The following is a 15,073-nucleotide window of genomic DNA, read 5'->3' on the forward strand; positions in this document are numbered from 1 at the left end:
ACCACATGTCCCGGCGCACGTCACGGGGGAAACACCAGAGCACGAACTTCTGGGGGGAATCCTTGAGGAGGATTCCAGATGCACAGCAGGTTCCGCCGAACTAGTGCGCTCGTAGCTGCCGGTGCCGTCGTGTTCGGAGCGCTGGCGGTTGCCGCCGGCGCCCAGGCCGACGCGCAACAGCCACCGCTCGACCAGCTCATCGGTCAGCCGACGCCGGGTCTGACCGCGCTCGGCAAGATCCAGTCCCGCCTCGCAGAAGTTGCCCAGCGCAACGGTCTGTCCGAGCAGAAACTCCGGGACACCCTCGCCACCGACAAGACCAGCTGGCTCGACTCCGACGGCCGGTTGTTCTTCCGCGAGCCGGTTCTGACCCAGGCCCAGAAAACTTCCGAGGCCTCAGCTCGCTGGGCGACCGGAGCGGTCGCTGCCGCCGAGGGCCCGGCCTTCGAGCTGCACAGCAAGCCCGGATCGAACCGGGTCATCTACCTGGACTTCGACGGCCACACCATCACCGGTACGGCGTGGAACGCGGCCAAGGGCGTCGACCCGGTCAACGTCTCGCAGTACGACACCGATGGGAACCCGGCGAGCTTCAGCACCGCTGAGCAGGACGTCGTCCATGAGGTGTGGGCGCGGGTCGCGGAGGACTACGCCGCCTTCGACGTCGACGTGACGACCCAGGAGCCGGCGCAGGACGCGATCAACCGGACGAACTCGGCCGACCTGCAGTACGGAACGCGGGTACTGATCGACCCGGACACCTGGTACCAGTCCGGCTGTGGCTGCGGCGGTGTCGCCTATATCGGCGTCTACGACAACGCAGGTCAGCACGACTACTACCAGCCCGCGCTGGTGTTCACCCGTGGCGTCGGTACCGGCGCCAAGAACCTCGCCGAGGCTGCCTCGCACGAAGCCGGCCACAACGTCGGCCTCGGCCACGACGGCACCGCATCCGTCGGGTACTACCAAGGGCACGGTTCGTGGGCGCCGATCATGGGTGTCGGCTACTACCGGGGGATCAGCCAGTGGAGCAAGGGCGAGTACTCCGGTGCGAACAACTCCGAGGACGACTACTCGGTCATCGGCACCCACGGCCTGGCACTTCGTACCGACGAGGCGGGTGACACTACTGCCGCAGCGGCCGCGCTCACGGTTGGTACTGCGGCCAACGGCTTCATCGCCGCTGAGGCGGACACGGATGTGTACCGCGTGGATGTCAGCGCTGCCGGCAACTACACCGCCACCGCGAATGCAGCGGCGATAGGGGGCAACCTCGACGTCAAGCTCGACCTGCTCAATTCGGCAGGCACGGTCGTCGCCACAGCCGACCCAGCCTCCGGCCAGTCAGACGCCGGCACCCCCACCGGCCTGAGCGCCACCGTCACCAGCAACCTCCAGCCAGGCACCTACTACCTCCGAATCGACAACACCGGCTACGCAAACCCCCTAGACACCGGCTACTCCACCTACGGCAGCCGAGGCGGCTACACCCTCACCATCAACCCGTCATGACCCCGGCGGTTGGTCACCCTCCGCGTGTGACCAACCGCGGTCTTCAACGCTCGCGTTTCCACCGGTGTCTATCGGTGGGCTGCGTCAACGCCATGATTGGTGAGGAGCGCGAGCAGGGTGTCGTGGCCTTGAGTCAGCTCCCACTGCTCGGCCGCGAGTCCAGCGTTTCTTGCGGCCGCGACGTTGGCGGCCACGTCGTCGATGAACAGGATCGTGGACGGGGCGGCCGCGATCCGTCGCGCGGCTTCGGTGAAGAAGGCCGGGTCCGGCTTGGCGACACCGAGATCGTAGGAATAGCAGCTGACGTCGAAGATGGCGTCGTACCCGAGAGCCGTGCGCATATGCCCGCCCCGGTACTTCTCCTGGTTCGTGCCGAGGTGCACGCCGTAGCCATTTCGCCGGAGTATCTCGACGATCGCAAAGGACTCTTCGCTGCGGACAATGCGGTGCCACACGTCCTGATAGACAACCTCGACAGGCGTCCCGACGCCGTACTCCACGAGCGTGGCTGCCAGCAAGGGCAGATAGTCGTCCTGTCCCGCCAGTGCTGGCAGCTCATCCTTCCAAGTCTGGTGAAGGAACTCTCTCGCTCGTTCACCGAGATGAGGTTCCATCGCGGCGTACCAGCCACCGGGAAGGTCTTGCAGCACGCCATCAGCGTCAAACAGAACATGCCGGATCACCGAGGCACCACCTGCCGCTCACGTCGATAGCTACCGGTCACGGGTTCATAGTCTCGCCCCTGGCCAGGCCAAGGGTCGCGATGAGGTCTTCGTGGAGTTCGAACCACACGGTGTGGCAGGAGTCGGCGCCTGTTCGGTCCACCCAGGCACCGTCTCCCGCCCGCACTCGATCCAGTGCTGCTGCGAACCGGTCGTCATACCCGCGGAAGCGATCGAGGACGGCGCCGATCCGCTCGGACACCGCACTCAGCGCCTGGTCCAGTGCGCCTAGTTCCTCGATGACACGGCGATCCCATTGCGGGTCGTTGTGGTCATTGAAGGCCATCGAATCGGCGGCTGTCGGTCTGATCTGCCAGTCGGTAGTGGTCTGCTGCAACCGCTCGTTGAGTGGCAGGAACTCCGTGTAGATCTCACGAAGCACCTCGCGGCCAGCCGCCCGATCGAGCTCAACCGCGAGCTGCCGCTCGTTCTCCGCACGTCCGGCATCCGTAAGCGACCAACCTCCCAACCCGGCGAACTCGCTCCAGGTGATCCAGCCATAGGCCTGACAGTCGAGCAACAGCTCCGCCGTCACCGCCCGATCAAGAGCGAACCTCCTGGCAACCGCCAGCTCATCAGCAACCCCCTTGAGCCGAACAGCGTGCAGCACCAACAACTCCGCCGCGGAACTCCTCGTCACAGAACCAGCCCTTCTGTTGGTGGAGGCCGCGGTCACCGTGCCAGTCCTTCCAGGGGTGAGTGCTCGGTCATGGTGCTAGGTCATCCGTGGGGCGGCTTGCTCGGGTGGTGAGGCGGTCGAGGCGTTGCTGGCAGGCTTGTGGGGAGTTCAGCCCGAGGGCGGTGGCCATCTGAGCCCACGTGAGTCCGATTCCACGCGCGGCGAACAGCAGCCCGGTCTCGAGTTGATCGATCTCGGCCCGCGCGGCCGGTAGCAGCTGTAGCGCCGCCACCACCGCGTCGGTCAGCTCCTGGTCAGTGTCCGCCCCACCGAAGGCCGCCGACCTGGACCGCCACAGAAAGAACTGGATCAGATCGACCGCGGACGGCGGCATAGAACCAAGCTGCCAGGGCCGCTGCTCAAGCCGCTCAGCCCCAGCCGCCAGCAACCACTCCCGAGCCTCCCGCTCCCGCTGCGCCTGAGCCTGGTCGCTGGCGGGCTCACCCGCACTGTCATTGCGTTGCACCCCAAAACAGTCCATCATCAACAAACCGTTGTCAACATTCTGTTGAAGAGCGCGAAGTGCCCCACGCACCTGTTGGGCGAGGCGTGGCTCGTGGCAGCCGACGCGGTCGCAGTCTCGCCTGGAGCCAATGCACATCCCGCCCGTAGCGACACACCCACCTGCGGCCTTGAAGGAGAAGCTCGATGATCATCCGTCTCGCCGAGGCCACGCAGGAAAGCGCCGGCGCCAAGGCCGCGGTCCTCGGCCGCCTCATTCGAGCGGGATTCCCGGTCCCACCGGGCTTCGTGATCCCCGTCGATGCCTACCGAGCTGTCACTGCTCACCTCGACCTCGCCCACGCACTGTCCAGCCAAGACCCAGACGAGGCCCGCCACCTGGTCGAGTCCCAGCCAGTTCCTCCGTGGTTGCTCGACGAACTGGCCGCTGCGCTGGCAGATCTGGGCGACCACCCGGTCGCAGTACGGTCGTCAGCCACAACGGAGGACACCCCGAACACCTCAGCAGCAGGTCAACACGACAGCTTCCTGGGTATCCACGGCCTCCCCGCTGTCACTGACAAGGTCCAGACAATCTGGGGATCCCTGTGGAGCCAACGCGCCACCACCTACCGCCAAACCCAGTCAGCCATCCACAGCAATATCCACCCTGCCGCCAACCCGGGGATTGCGCCCCACGCGTCGTCCACCAACCCGGGGATTGCGGTGATCGTTCAGCGCCATTTGGACGCTGAGGTTGCCGGAGTGCTCTTCACCGCCGACTCCCGGACTGTCGGCGGCGCCTCGGTGATAGAAGCCTCGTGGGGACTCGGTGAGAGCGTTGTTCAGGGCTTGGTGACACCTGACACCTACACCCTGACGTCGCCCGCACCCCACTCACTCACCCGCAGGCTCGGCACCAAACTCACCCGAAGAGATCGCAACCTCACGGTGCAGGGAAACGGCAGACCCTCCGCGCTGGAAACTGACAGCCCCACCACGGCCGCTGTCGAAGTCGTCGCGAGCGAGGTGCCGCGCGTCCAGCGGGAGCAGTTTTGTCTTAGTGACGGGCAAGTCCACCGAGTCATGCAGTTGGGGCAGGACGTTGCCGAGCAGCTTGGCGGGCCGCAAGATCTTGAGTTTGCCTTGGAGAACGATCGTGTCTGGCTACTCCAATCGCGCCCGATCACAGCTCCCCTTGAGAGCGCCGACCTGAGCCAGTCCGCAGTGACGAGCGAGCCAGCGGTACTGCGGGGTGTGGGTGGGAGTCCTGGGACTGCTTCCGGGCCGGTGCGGTTGGTGGAAAGGGTTGAGGACTTCGGGCGGGTTGAGCGGGGCGACATCTTGGTCTGTCGGTTTACCGATCCTGCGTGGACTCCTTTGTTCGGGTTGGTTGCGGGCGTGGTTACGGAGGTGGGTGGCAGCTTGTCCCATGCCGCGATCGTCGCCCGTGAGCACCGGATACCTGCCGTGCTTGGCGTTCCTGGCGTGATGAGCGCTCTGGAGAACGGGCAGCAGATCACGATCGTTGGGAACACCGGCCAGGTCCATCGGAAGGAAACTCGTTAGCGCGAGCCAGTGCCGGTCTCTCTTGCGGTGCCAGCGGCAGTGGCGGACGGAATGGTTCTGGGCGGCGTGGCTGGAGCGGCCGGAAGGCGAGCGGCTGGAGGGCGAGTGGCTGGAGGGGTGACTCCGGCCAGGGCGTGGTGCAGGGCGGAATGAGGTGAGTCGGCTGGAGTGGAGACCTGAGCCGGCCTGGACGCCGGCGGGACGGTGGCTTGAGAGATGGGGCCTGGCGGTGCGGGCAACGCTGGTGGGTTGAGGTTGATTCGGGTCGGGCGTGGGGTTGGGGTGTAGCGGCACTCAGCAGTGGTTAGTTCTTGGTGGAGCGAGGTCAGGAGCCGGGTGCCGGCGGCGTGGGAGCGAGAGGTGGCGAAGCCTCGGGGGAAGGGTTCGTAGAGCTCCAGACCTCTGAAGGAACTGCGGAGAGCCTGTTCCAGCTGAAGCCGAATGGCTGGGGACTGATCGGGCGGGGCGAGGTGAGGCAGTCGGCTGGAGTCGTAGATGCGGGCTACTGCCTGGTGCCATTGGCCTTCGGCGGTTTGGCGGTTCAGTAGGTGCAGCGTCTCGCCCGCCGGTGCCCCGGCCTGGCGGTCGAGGTCGGCGGTGAAGAGGCGGACGGCCGGGACGAACGCGGCGTACGACGGTTCGCTGCGGACTTCGGTGATGCCGGGGGCAACCTTTTCGATCCCGAGCTCGTGGATGTAGTCGTTCAAGTGGTCGTGGGCCCACAACTCGGCGACGCCTTCCTCCAGAGCTCGGCTGCCGGGGAGCTTGAAGGCAGCACGGGCCGCCTCCTGACTGGCACCCACCGGGCCGAGGAAATGGGACTGTTCGTGCAGCAGCGTCACCAAAGCCTCGCGGTAGCGGATCAGCTCGGCATCGGTGCGTGGCTCACCGCCACGGTCATAGAGATCCCGCAGCGGCTCGAGGATGCAGGCGCGGTCGAGATGCAGCGTGCCGTCCCAGTGCGCCAGACCGAGAATCCCTTCACCGGCTTCGACGATTTCGCCGCTCCAGGCCGTCTGGTCCGCCCCACTGATCCGCAGCGCCGCCCAGGCGTGCTGCTCGAGCAGACCCTCGCGTGAGGTGATCACGGCTGGAGCGCCACGGCCAGGCGGACGAGTGAGTCCGCGGATCGGCTCAGGTTGGCCTGCTCACGTGGATCCTCGCAGGCTTCCGCGCGCCGGCGCAGGTCGGCGATCAGCAGTTGGGTGCGGGCGTAGCGATCTTCAGTGGATTCCATGGCTGTCCTCCCGGGAGTTGGTCTCACCGGAGAACATATGGAGATTCGGCGTTGTCCCAGCCGCGGATTTCTCAGCTGTGGATAACCCTCAGAAAAGCGTCGGCGGCTCGGCCGGTACCGGCTCGGGCAGCGGGTCGAGCTCAGGCACTCGCGAGCGGACATCGTCGTAGAAGCGCCGGGCGAGCGCGAGCGACTCGACGTTGTCAGGTGTGTGCAGGAAGACGGTCGGCGACCTCCCTTCCGACAGCCACGAGGCGGTCTGGTCCGCGAGGTACTGCCAGCCTTCGATCGTGACGGCGACGTCATCCCGCCCGATGTAGCGCACGATCGGGTACTGCGTGAGTGCTCGCGTTCGCCGAGGCAGCCGTGGCTTGTTCATCCAGGCTTCGCGCTCGCCGTAGCTGGTGGCCGCGGTCTGGAACAACGTCACGGTGTCGAAAGGCACCCACTCGGCGCCGACCCGGCCGAGGATCTGTTCAAGCTGCTGAGCCACTCGCTCCTGCTCGAAGAACGCCGGATGCCGTACTTCGACCGCATAGCGAAAGGCCGACGGTGCTCGATGGAGGAAGCCAGCGAGGGAGCCCAACTCGGATGGCGAGAAGGAGGCCGGTAGCTGGATCCACAGAGCGTGCGCCCGTGGTCCGAGCGGTTCCATTGCGGTCAGGAATGCGTGCAGTTCCTTGTCGGCGGCGTCATGCAGACGAAGGTCATGCGTGATCACCTTGGGGAGTTTCAGCACGAAGCGAAAGTCGGGCGAGACCTGCGAAGCCCACATCTCAACGGTCGCGCGCGCTGGAGTCGCGTAGAAAGTGGTGTTGCCCTCGACCGCGGTGCACCACGTCGCATAGGCCTCCAGCCGTTCGGAGGCAGGCAGCGGATGGGGCAGGAACCGGCCGTTCCAGGGCGCGTGCGTCCACATCGCGCATCCCACGTGCAGCCGCATGACGATGAACGCTACCGAACCACCCCGACAAAGAGCGGGGCCCCGTGACGGATCGCCACGGGGCCCGCAGTACCGGAGTACCGGGTCAGCGCTCGACCTCGCCCTTGATGAACTTCTCCACCAGGTCGCGGCAGACGTCGTCGGCGTACTGCTCCGGCGGCGACTTCATAAAGTACGACGACGCGGACAGGATCGGGCCGCCGATGCCGCGGTCCTTGGCGATCTTCACGGCGCGGATCGCGTCGATGATGATGCCGGCCGAGTTCGGCGAGTCCCAGACCTCGAGCTTGTACTCCAGCGACAGCGGTACGTCGCCGAAGTTGCGGCCCTCGAGCCGGATGAAGGCCCACTTGCGGTCGTCCAGCCAGGCCACGTAGTCCGACGGGCCGATGTGCACGTTGCGCGGGTCGATGTCGTCGACCAGCTGCGAGGTGACGGACTGGGTCTTGCTGATCTTCTTGGACTCCAGCCGGTCGCGCTCCAGCATGTTCTTGAAGTCCATGTTGCCGCCGACGTTCAGCTGGTAGGTCCGGTCGACGGTGACGCCGCGGTCCTCGAACAGCTTGGCCAGCACGCGGTGCGTGATGGTGGCGCCGATCTGCGACTTGATGTCGTCGCCGACGATCGGTACGCCGGCCGCGGTGAACTTGTCGGCCCACTCCTTGGTACCGGCGATGAACACGGGCAGCGCGTTGACGAAGGCGACGTTCGCGTCGATCGCGCACTGGGCGTAGAACTTCGCGGCCTGCTCCGACCCGACGGGCAGGTAGCAGACGAGGACGTCGACCTGCGCCTCACGCAGCGCGGCGACGACATCGACCGGCGACGCGTCGGACTCGGTGATGGTCTCGCGGTAGTACTTGCCCAGACCGTCCAGCGTGTGACCGCGCTGCACGGTGACGCCACTCGGCGGCACGTCGCAGATCTTGATCGTGTTGTTCTCGCTGGCGCCGATCGCGTCGGCGAGATCGAGACCGACCTTCTTGCCGTCCACGTCGAAAGCGGCGACGAACTCGACGTCGCGAACGTGGTACTCGCCGAACTGGACGTGCATCAGACCGGGGACGCGCTCGTCGGGCTTCGCGTCGCGGTAGTAGTGCACGCCCTGGACGAGCGAGCTGGCGCAGTTGCCGACACCGACGATCGCTACGCGGATCGAAGTCATCTGGAACTCCTTAGTTGGGGGGTGAAACAGGCGGGTGTTGCTCTTCAGGGGGCCGCTGCCGGCTGCGTTCGCCGTCGATCAGCTCGTTCAGCCAGCGGACCTCGCGCTCGGCCGACTCCAGGCCGTGCCGTTGCAGCTCGAGGGTGTACGCGTCGACCCGCTCCGCGGTCCGGCTCATCGCTGCCCGGAAGTTGGCCAGCCGCTCCTCCATCCGGGCCCTGCGGCCCTCGAGGATGCGCAGCCGGGTGGCCGGATCGGTCCGGCCGAAGAACGAGAACCGGACGCCGAACGTGTCGTCCTCCCACGCCGACGGACCGGCCTCACTCATCGCCTGAGCGAAGTAGTCCTTGCCGTCGGCAGTGATCGTGTAGACGATCTTCGGTCTCCGCCCGGCGTCCGGCGTACCGGCGTCGGCGGAGATCAGTCCGTTGCGGAGCATCGCCTTCAGACACGGGTAGAGCGACCCGAACGACAGCACGCGTCCCCAGCCGAACTGGGCGTTGACGCGCTTGCGGAGCTCGTATCCGTGCATCGGCGCTTCGTGCAACAGGCCGAGTACGGCGAGTTCCAGGACCCCGCTGCGGTTTCCCATGACCCACCTCCCTCGACCATTTTGTCATGTGTTTGTCATGACCTGATGTATCGAGTTGATACATCGCACCGCCACTGTAAGCACCGCGATCGGCTGTGGACAACCCTTAACAAAGGTGGACTTTGTCAGCTATGTCACGACCCGCTGCGAGAAAACCTGTTACGTCAGGCGCTGATCTGCGTTAAACAGCTGACACAGAGTCGTGGTCCAGGAGCGGAGGGTCATGGCTGACAGCCATGGGAAGCACGCCAAGCACGGCACCGAGGGCGAGGGCCCGCTGGCCCGGACCGCGCTGCGGTTCACCGCGTTCACCGAGAAGTGGTTGCCCGACGCGTTCGGGTTCGTTCTGGTCGGCACCTTCGTGGTGCTGGTGTTCGGCCTGGTCACCGGCGAACCGCTGCTGAAGCGGCCGGACGATCCGGCGGCGACCAAGGGTTTCGGCCTGGTCGACGCCTGGGGGCTGGGGTTCTGGAGCCTGATCACCTTCACGCTGCAGATGGCGATGATCATCATCGGCGGGTACGCCGTGGCCACCAGCGGCCCGGTCGCCCGGCTGATCACCCGGCTGGCCCGGATCCCCAAGTCACCCCGGACCGCGGTCGCCTTCGTCGCCGCGGTCGCGATGCTGGCGTCGTACCTGAACTGGGCGTTCAGCCTGATCTTCGCCGCGATCCTCGCCCGTGAAGTCGCCCGCAACGTGCCGAAGGCCGACTATCGGGCGCTGGGCGCGATGGCGTTCCTGGGGCTCGGCACGGTCTGGGCGCAGGGCCTGTCCGGCTCGGCCGCGCTGCAAGTCGCGAGTGCGAGCAGCAGCCCCGGCCCGGTCCAGGAAGTGATCCGCGAGAGCGGTCGCGCCAGTGGGCTGATCCCGCTCAGCGACACGATCTTCACCTGGCAGGCGCTCGCCGCCACCTTCTTCGTGTACGTCGTCGGCGTGGCGATGGCGTGGTTCGTCGCACCCGGCGAGGGCAACGCCAAGACGGCCGAGGACATCGGCATCGAGCTGCGGCCGCTGATCGGCCGGGGCTCGGCGTACAACGGGCAGCGGGTGGACGGCGCGGAGGACGAGAAGCGCAGGCCGGGTGACTGGCTCGAGCACTCGCCGCTGTTTAACCTGCTGGTCGTCCTGCTCGGCACGATCTACCTGGTCCGGTACTTCGACGGCAAGAGCTTCTTCAATGCGCTCGACCTGAACACGGTGAACCTCATCCTCTTCCTGCTCGCCATGCTGCTGCACTGGCGTCCGTGGCGGATGGCACGGGCGGTGCGTGACGGAGCACCCGCGGCGGCCGGCGTACTGCTGCAGTTCCCCTTGTACGGTGGCATCTTCGGCATGATCGCGTACACCGGGATCTCGGCCCGCCTGGCCGGGTGGCTGGTGCAGGCGAGCAACCAGTTCCTGTTCCCGCCGTTGGTGGCGATCTACTCCTGCATCCTGGGCGTCTTCGTGCCCAGTGGTGGCAGCAAGTGGGTGATCGAAGCGCCGTACGTGCTGGACGCGGCCAACCAGCTCAACGTGGATGCCGGCTGGATGGTCGTCGTGTACGACCTCGGGGAGGCCAGCGCCAACCTGCTGCAACCGTTCTGGATGCTGCCGACGCTGGCCATCCTCGGACTCAAGGCCCGCGACATCATGGGCTACACGTTCACGATGTTCCTCGCCTGCTTCCCCGCAGCCCTACTTGCCGTGACCCTCCTGGCGCCGCATGTGACCGGCTGACTAAGGGTGGCCGGTAGGAGACGCTACGATCCAGGCGGAATAGGGAGCGTTACCACATCGGCCGTACTCTGGGTCGCAATGACTTCAGCGAGATCGTCGAGGATTGCACTGTGAGTGAAGCTCGTAGGAAAGCTCCTACCCGCGCGCGCCGCAAGAAGCACTGGGCACTGAGGGTCCTGGGCTGGCTGCTGGCACTGTTCTGCCTCGGTGTGATCGGCGCTGCCGCCACCTTCTTCATCGGCTACCAGACGACCGAGATCCCGGACCCCAACAAGGCGTTCGCGACGAACACGACCACGGTCTACTACTCCGACAACAAGACAGTGCTCGGCACCTTCTACGACCAGAACCGGCGGTCGGTGCCGCTGACGCAGGTCCCGAAGCACGTCCAGGACGCGATCATCGCCGCCGAGGACCGCACCTTCTGGACCAACCCGGGGATCTCGCCGTCCGGCATGGCGCGGGCGGCCTTCAACATCGCCCGGGGCGAGCAGTTGCAGGGTGGCTCGACGCTCACCCAGCAGTACGTGAAGATCATGTACCTGACCCAGGAGCGCACCTTCTCGCGGAAGTTCTCCGAGCTCTTCATCGCTACCAAGCTGAGCCGCACACAGGACAAGAAGCAGATCCTCGAGGGATACCTGAACACCATCTACTTCGGTGAGGGTGCGTACGGCATCGCGGCCGCGGGCGACGCGTACTTCAATGTGCCGGACCCGCGGAACCTGAGCGTGTCAGAGGCCGCCTTCCTCGCGACCGTGCTGAACAACCCGACCCGCTTCGACCCGGACGACCCTTCGGCGCAGAAGCGGATCATCGAGCGGTACCAGTACGTCCTCAGCGGGATGCAGGAGATGGGCACGATCTCGCCGGCCAAGGCAGCGCAGTACAAGGGAAAGCTGCCCGACCTTACCGAGAAGAAAAAGAAGAGCGACCGGTACCAGGGCCCGAAGGGCTTCCTGCTCGACATGGCCCGCAAGGAACTCGCGAAGATCGTCCCTGAGGACCAGATCAGTGGCGGCGGCCTGCGGGTCGTCACCACCTTCGATGTGCGCAAGCAAAGCGCCATCATCAAAGCCGGCACGGATCGGTTGCCGAAGAAGAACCGGTCGAACCTGCACGTCGGGCTGGCCTCGGTCAGGCCCGGCACGGGTGAACTGGTCGCGATGTACGGCGGACCGGACTACCTGAAGAGCCAGCTGAACTGGGCGACGCTGAAGGCCCGGCCCGGCTCCTCCTTCAAGCCGTTCGCCGTCGCGGCGGCGCTGCAGGAGAACCGGAGCATCTACGACGTCTTCCAGGGCGACAGTCCGATCGAGGTCCAGGGCAAGGAACTCAACAACGAGTTCGACCAGGACTATGGCGACGTCAACCTGCTGAAGGCCACCGAGCAGTCCATCAACACCGCGTTCTACGACCTGGTCGACAAGCAGATGGAAGACGGCCCGGACAAACTCGTCAACGCTGCCGAGGCCGCGGGGATCCCCAAGACCGACGCCCTCGAGCGCGGCCGGAACAACCCGTCGACCGTGCTCGGGCCGGACCCCTATGCGTCGCCGGTCGACATGGCCAACGCGTACGCGACCTTCGCCGCCAACGGCATGTACGTGCCGGTGCACACACTGAAGAGCGTCACCGGGCCGGCCAACAAGTCGATCTGGACGCAGGCGAAGCTCGTCCCCAAGCAGAACCTCGACCCGAAGATCGCGCAGATGGTCAACTACGTTCTGCAGAACGTCGTCGACGGGCCGAAGGGCAGCGGCAGGGACGCCAAGGAGCTCGACCGCCCGGTGGCGGGCAAGACCGGCACCGCCGGTGGTGTCGCGTTCGAGCACCGGGCTGAGAACGCCAAGTGTGGCGGCTGCAAGGACGGCGCCGACACGCTGACGTCGTGGTGGGCGGGCTACACGCCGCAGTTGTCCACCGCAGTGCTGTACCGGGCCGGCAAGACCGGTGAGTCCGACCTGGACCCGTACAGCGAGGACGAGGCGTTCTTCGGCGGCAACTGGCCGGTGAAGACCTGGCTGGCCTACATGGAGCCGGCTCTGGCGGGCTTGGAGGCCGCGGAGTTCACCCCGCCGGACGAAGAGCAGATCAAGGACAGCCCGACGCCGACGCCGACGTACACGCCGACGCCCACTCCGCCGCCGTCGAGCACCCCGCCGCCGTCGAACACCCCACCCCCTTCGAACACCCCGCCTCCGTCGAACACGCCGAAGCCGCCCAAGCCGACGGTGCCCAGCCCGACGAAGCCCAAGCCGACGAAGCCAACCTTCCCGACCCTCCCCACCGGCCCGACCGAGACCCCTCCACCCGAGGCATCGACCGGCCAGTAGCTCCAGCAGAAGGCACCCCGAAACCGGGGTGCCTTCTTCGCGATTGAGCACTTGTACTCCGGCCAAGACCGCGCCGGTGCCGGGAGGATGCACGGATGCGGACAAGGGGTCGGCGGTGGGCTGGGGTTCGGGCGGGTTTCCGGTCGCCCGCCGTCGAGGGTATGACCTGCCGGGGGTGATGCCTGGTGTGTTCGACCCGGGAACGGGGATGGGGCACCATTGGGGTGTGATGGCGCCTGGGTGGTTTGTTGCGCAGTGGGTGGGTTGTGCGCAGGAGCGGGCTTCTGGTGGTCGTTGAGCGGGCGGCCTCTGATGAGCAGCCGCAGGGGGCTCGGAGGGCTAAGGAAGCTACTGCGCTCGGGGTGCGGTGGCGGCCGGATCTGACCTTCCGCGAGACGATCGGGTGGTGGCTGGTCACCCGGATCGGGATCTTCGTCCTGTCCGTCTCGGCGCCGCTGCTGTTCAACCGTGGCGACACCTACCCCAACGTGTGGCGTGCCTGGCTGCAATGGGACGTCTGGCACTTCAAGGCGATCGCAGACTTCGGCTACAACCACGGTGAGCCGTCCGGCGCTCCACTGGCCGCGTTCTTCCCAGGACTGCCGTACCTGATGCGTGTAGTCGGCTGGACCGGCATAGGGCCGGTCGCTGGCGGCGTACTGATCTCCCTGGTTGCCAGTGCCGTCGCAGGCGTGTACCTCGCCCGGCTGGCGCAGTACGAGTTCCCGCAGTTGGCCAACTTCGGTCCGAAGGCGGCACTGATCTGGTTCACGGCTCCGGTCGGGGTGTTCCTGGCGGCGCCGTACACAGAGGCCTTGTTCTGCGCCTTCGCCTTCCCCGGCTGGCTGGCGGCGCGACAGGGCCGGTGGGCGCGTGCTGCACTCTTCGTAGCGCTCGCGGCGACGGTCCGGGTGTCGGGCATCTTCCTCGCCTGCGCACTGGTGGTCGAGTTCCTCACCTCGAAGAAGAGAGACTGGTACTCCGTACCGTGGCTGGCGCTGCCGGCTGTGACGGTACTCGGCTTCATGGCCTACCTGAAGCAGATCCACGGTTCCTGGTTCGCCTGGCAGGAGGCGCAGGAGAAGGGCTGGGCCCGCGAGTTCACCAAGCCCTGGGTCTCGCTGATGAACACCGTGGATGCCGCGACCAAGGGCCACTTCGCGGGGGATCGCAGCGACTGGACCTGGATGTTCCGGGCCGAACTGGTCGCGCTCGTCGTCGGCCTGGTCGTAGTGGCCTGGCTGCTCTGGCGCCACTCCTGGGGCGAGGCGGCCTGGGTCGCCAGCACGATTGCCGCGTTCGTCACGTCGTTCTGGATCTACTCACTGACCCGGGCGACCCTGCTCTGGTGGCCGCTCTGGATCGGCCTGGCAGTCCTCGCCGAGCGAAGACCCTGGCTAGGCCGCCTCTACTTGGCGGTGGCGATACCCCTGGCGGCCATCTGGGCCGCAGGCTTCTTCACGGGCCGCTGGACCGGCTGACATCTGCCGCGCTGGCTATCAGCTGGTGCGGCCGGCGTGGATCACGATCACGGTCACGGTCTTGTCGTTGACGTCGTACAGGACGCGATAGCGCCCGCTGCGCATCCGCCGGCGGTCCGGTGTGCCGTACTCCGCCGTGCCCTCCGGCCGGGGGTCGTCGGCCAGCAGATCGACTGATTGGAACAGCTGGTCCAGGCCCTCGGGATCGTCCTTGAGGAAACCGGTGGCCTGGTCGAGTGCGCGCTCGCTCCAGATGATCTCGTACGTCACGCCTTGGTCAGACCTAGCCGCTCGCGGGCCTCACGATGCGGCACTGTGTGCAGTGTGCCTGTGGCCTTTTCCAGGTCGTACTGGGCGAACGCCAGGGCGTCTTCGATCTCGTCCAGTTCCTGGGCCGAGATGATCACGGCGGCTGGTTGGCCATGGTCGGTGATCGTGGTGCGCTCGCGCCGGGAGCTGGCCCGGCGAACCAGGGAGCCGAACTGACCCCGGGCCTCTGTGATCGGCAACGTGTCACTCATGTACAGAAGTGTACACAACCAGGTCGCCCAGCACAGTGAGTTCGAGCTGGCTGACGATCAAGGTCATCGGTCTGGGGATGGCCGCAGTAGCCCTGCTGGCGGCCGATGTCGTCTGCGCTTCCGCTGAACCTAGGCCGGTTGAGTAGTTGTGCTCA

General features: G+C 66.3%; 15 protein-coding genes. 5 read left to right on the forward strand and 10 right to left on the reverse strand.

From position 1 onward, the window contains the following. Window positions 1–78 precede the first annotated feature (78 nt). A complete protein-coding gene (locus A3ES_RS0110630) occupies window positions 79–1,512 on the forward strand; it encodes a pre-peptidase C-terminal domain-containing protein (RefSeq protein WP_020386786.1) in 1,434 nt (477 codons plus the stop codon). A gap of 68 nt (window positions 1,513–1,580) precedes the next feature. Here A3ES_RS0110630 and A3ES_RS0110635 read toward each other — a convergent pair whose 3' ends face one another. The 3 genes from A3ES_RS0110635 to A3ES_RS0110645 all read right to left on the reverse strand — a co-directional run bounded on the left by A3ES_RS0110635 (window position 1,581) and on the right by A3ES_RS0110645 (window position 3,379). Next, a complete protein-coding gene (locus A3ES_RS0110635; RefSeq protein ID WP_020386787.1) occupies window positions 1,581–2,195 on the reverse strand; it encodes an HAD family hydrolase in 615 nt (204 codons plus the stop codon). A gap of 37 nt (window positions 2,196–2,232) precedes the next feature. After that, a complete protein-coding gene (locus tag A3ES_RS0110640; protein WP_040454445.1) occupies window positions 2,233–2,874 on the reverse strand; it encodes a hypothetical protein in 642 nt (213 codons plus the stop codon). A gap of 67 nt (window positions 2,875–2,941) precedes the next feature. Continuing rightward, window positions 2,942–3,379, reverse strand: a complete 438-nt coding sequence (locus A3ES_RS0110645) for a hypothetical protein (protein ID WP_237744907.1) — start codon at window positions 3,377–3,379, stop codon at window positions 2,942–2,944. Window positions 3,380–3,561: 182 nt separating this feature from the next. Here A3ES_RS0110645 and A3ES_RS0110650 point away from each other — a divergent pair, with 182 nt between their 5' ends. Further along, complete coding sequence (locus tag A3ES_RS0110650) at window positions 3,562–4,923, forward strand: PEP/pyruvate-binding domain-containing protein (protein ID WP_020386790.1); 1,362 nt, start codon at window positions 3,562–3,564, stop codon at window positions 4,921–4,923. On the opposite strand, the gene A3ES_RS0110655 is transcribed toward A3ES_RS0110650, so the two are convergent. The 5 genes from A3ES_RS0110655 to A3ES_RS0110675 all read right to left on the reverse strand — a co-directional run bounded on the left by A3ES_RS0110655 (window position 4,920) and on the right by A3ES_RS0110675 (window position 8,860). After that, complete coding sequence (locus tag A3ES_RS0110655) at window positions 4,920–6,011, reverse strand: hypothetical protein (RefSeq protein ID WP_020386791.1); 1,092 nt, start codon at window positions 6,009–6,011, stop codon at window positions 4,920–4,922. The two genes, A3ES_RS0110650 and A3ES_RS0110655, sit on opposite strands and share 4 nt — an antisense overlap. Beyond that, window positions 6,008–6,160, reverse strand: coding sequence for a hypothetical protein (locus A3ES_RS53930; RefSeq protein WP_020386792.1), 153 nt, complete (start codon window positions 6,158–6,160; stop codon window positions 6,008–6,010). The genes A3ES_RS0110655 and A3ES_RS53930 overlap by 4 nt, the downstream gene beginning before the upstream one ends. A gap of 88 nt (window positions 6,161–6,248) precedes the next feature. Then, window positions 6,249–7,103 (reverse strand): DUF72 domain-containing protein, encoded by an 855-nt coding sequence (locus A3ES_RS0110665; protein ID WP_040454386.1) that lies wholly within the window; start codon window positions 7,101–7,103, stop codon window positions 6,249–6,251. Between the two features lie 85 nt (window positions 7,104–7,188). Next, window positions 7,189–8,268 (reverse strand): inositol-3-phosphate synthase, encoded by a 1,080-nt coding sequence (locus A3ES_RS0110670; protein ID WP_020386794.1) that lies wholly within the window; start codon window positions 8,266–8,268, stop codon window positions 7,189–7,191. Window positions 8,269–8,278: 10 nt separating this feature from the next. Continuing rightward, window positions 8,279–8,860, reverse strand: coding sequence for a PadR family transcriptional regulator (locus tag A3ES_RS0110675; RefSeq protein ID WP_020386795.1), 582 nt, complete (start codon window positions 8,858–8,860; stop codon window positions 8,279–8,281). A gap of 223 nt (window positions 8,861–9,083) precedes the next feature. Between A3ES_RS0110675 and A3ES_RS0110680 the strand changes: the two genes are divergently transcribed. The 3 genes from A3ES_RS0110680 (at window position 9,084) to A3ES_RS0110690 (ending at window position 14,397) form a co-directional block, all read left to right on the forward strand. Then, entirely contained in the window at window positions 9,084–10,580 is a 1,497-nt protein-coding gene (locus tag A3ES_RS0110680) for a short-chain fatty acid transporter (RefSeq protein WP_020386796.1), read from the forward strand. A gap of 110 nt (window positions 10,581–10,690) precedes the next feature. After that, entirely contained in the window at window positions 10,691–12,916 is a 2,226-nt protein-coding gene (locus A3ES_RS46830; RefSeq protein ID WP_020386797.1) for a transglycosylase domain-containing protein, read from the forward strand. Window positions 12,917–13,203: 287 nt separating this feature from the next. Continuing rightward, window positions 13,204–14,397: a mannosyltransferase family protein gene (locus A3ES_RS0110690; RefSeq protein WP_083933332.1), complete on the forward strand. Its 1,194-nt coding sequence runs from the start codon at window positions 13,204–13,206 to the stop codon at window positions 14,395–14,397. 18 nt (window positions 14,398–14,415) lie between these two features. On the opposite strand, the gene A3ES_RS0110695 is transcribed toward A3ES_RS0110690, so the two are convergent. Together A3ES_RS0110695 and A3ES_RS0110700 are read right to left on the reverse strand one after the other, a co-directional pair. After that, window positions 14,416–14,667, reverse strand: coding sequence for a type II toxin-antitoxin system RelE family toxin (locus tag A3ES_RS0110695; protein WP_020386799.1), 252 nt, complete (start codon window positions 14,665–14,667; stop codon window positions 14,416–14,418). Further along, window positions 14,664–14,918, reverse strand: coding sequence for a type II toxin-antitoxin system Phd/YefM family antitoxin (locus tag A3ES_RS0110700; protein ID WP_026162746.1), 255 nt, complete (start codon window positions 14,916–14,918; stop codon window positions 14,664–14,666). The genes A3ES_RS0110695 and A3ES_RS0110700 overlap by 4 nt, the downstream gene beginning before the upstream one ends. Window positions 14,919–15,073 lie beyond the last annotated feature (155 nt).

Source organism: Kribbella catacumbae DSM 19601 (assembly GCF_000372465.1).
Taxonomy (GTDB): Bacteria; Actinomycetota; Actinomycetes; order Propionibacteriales; family Kribbellaceae; genus Kribbella; species Kribbella catacumbae.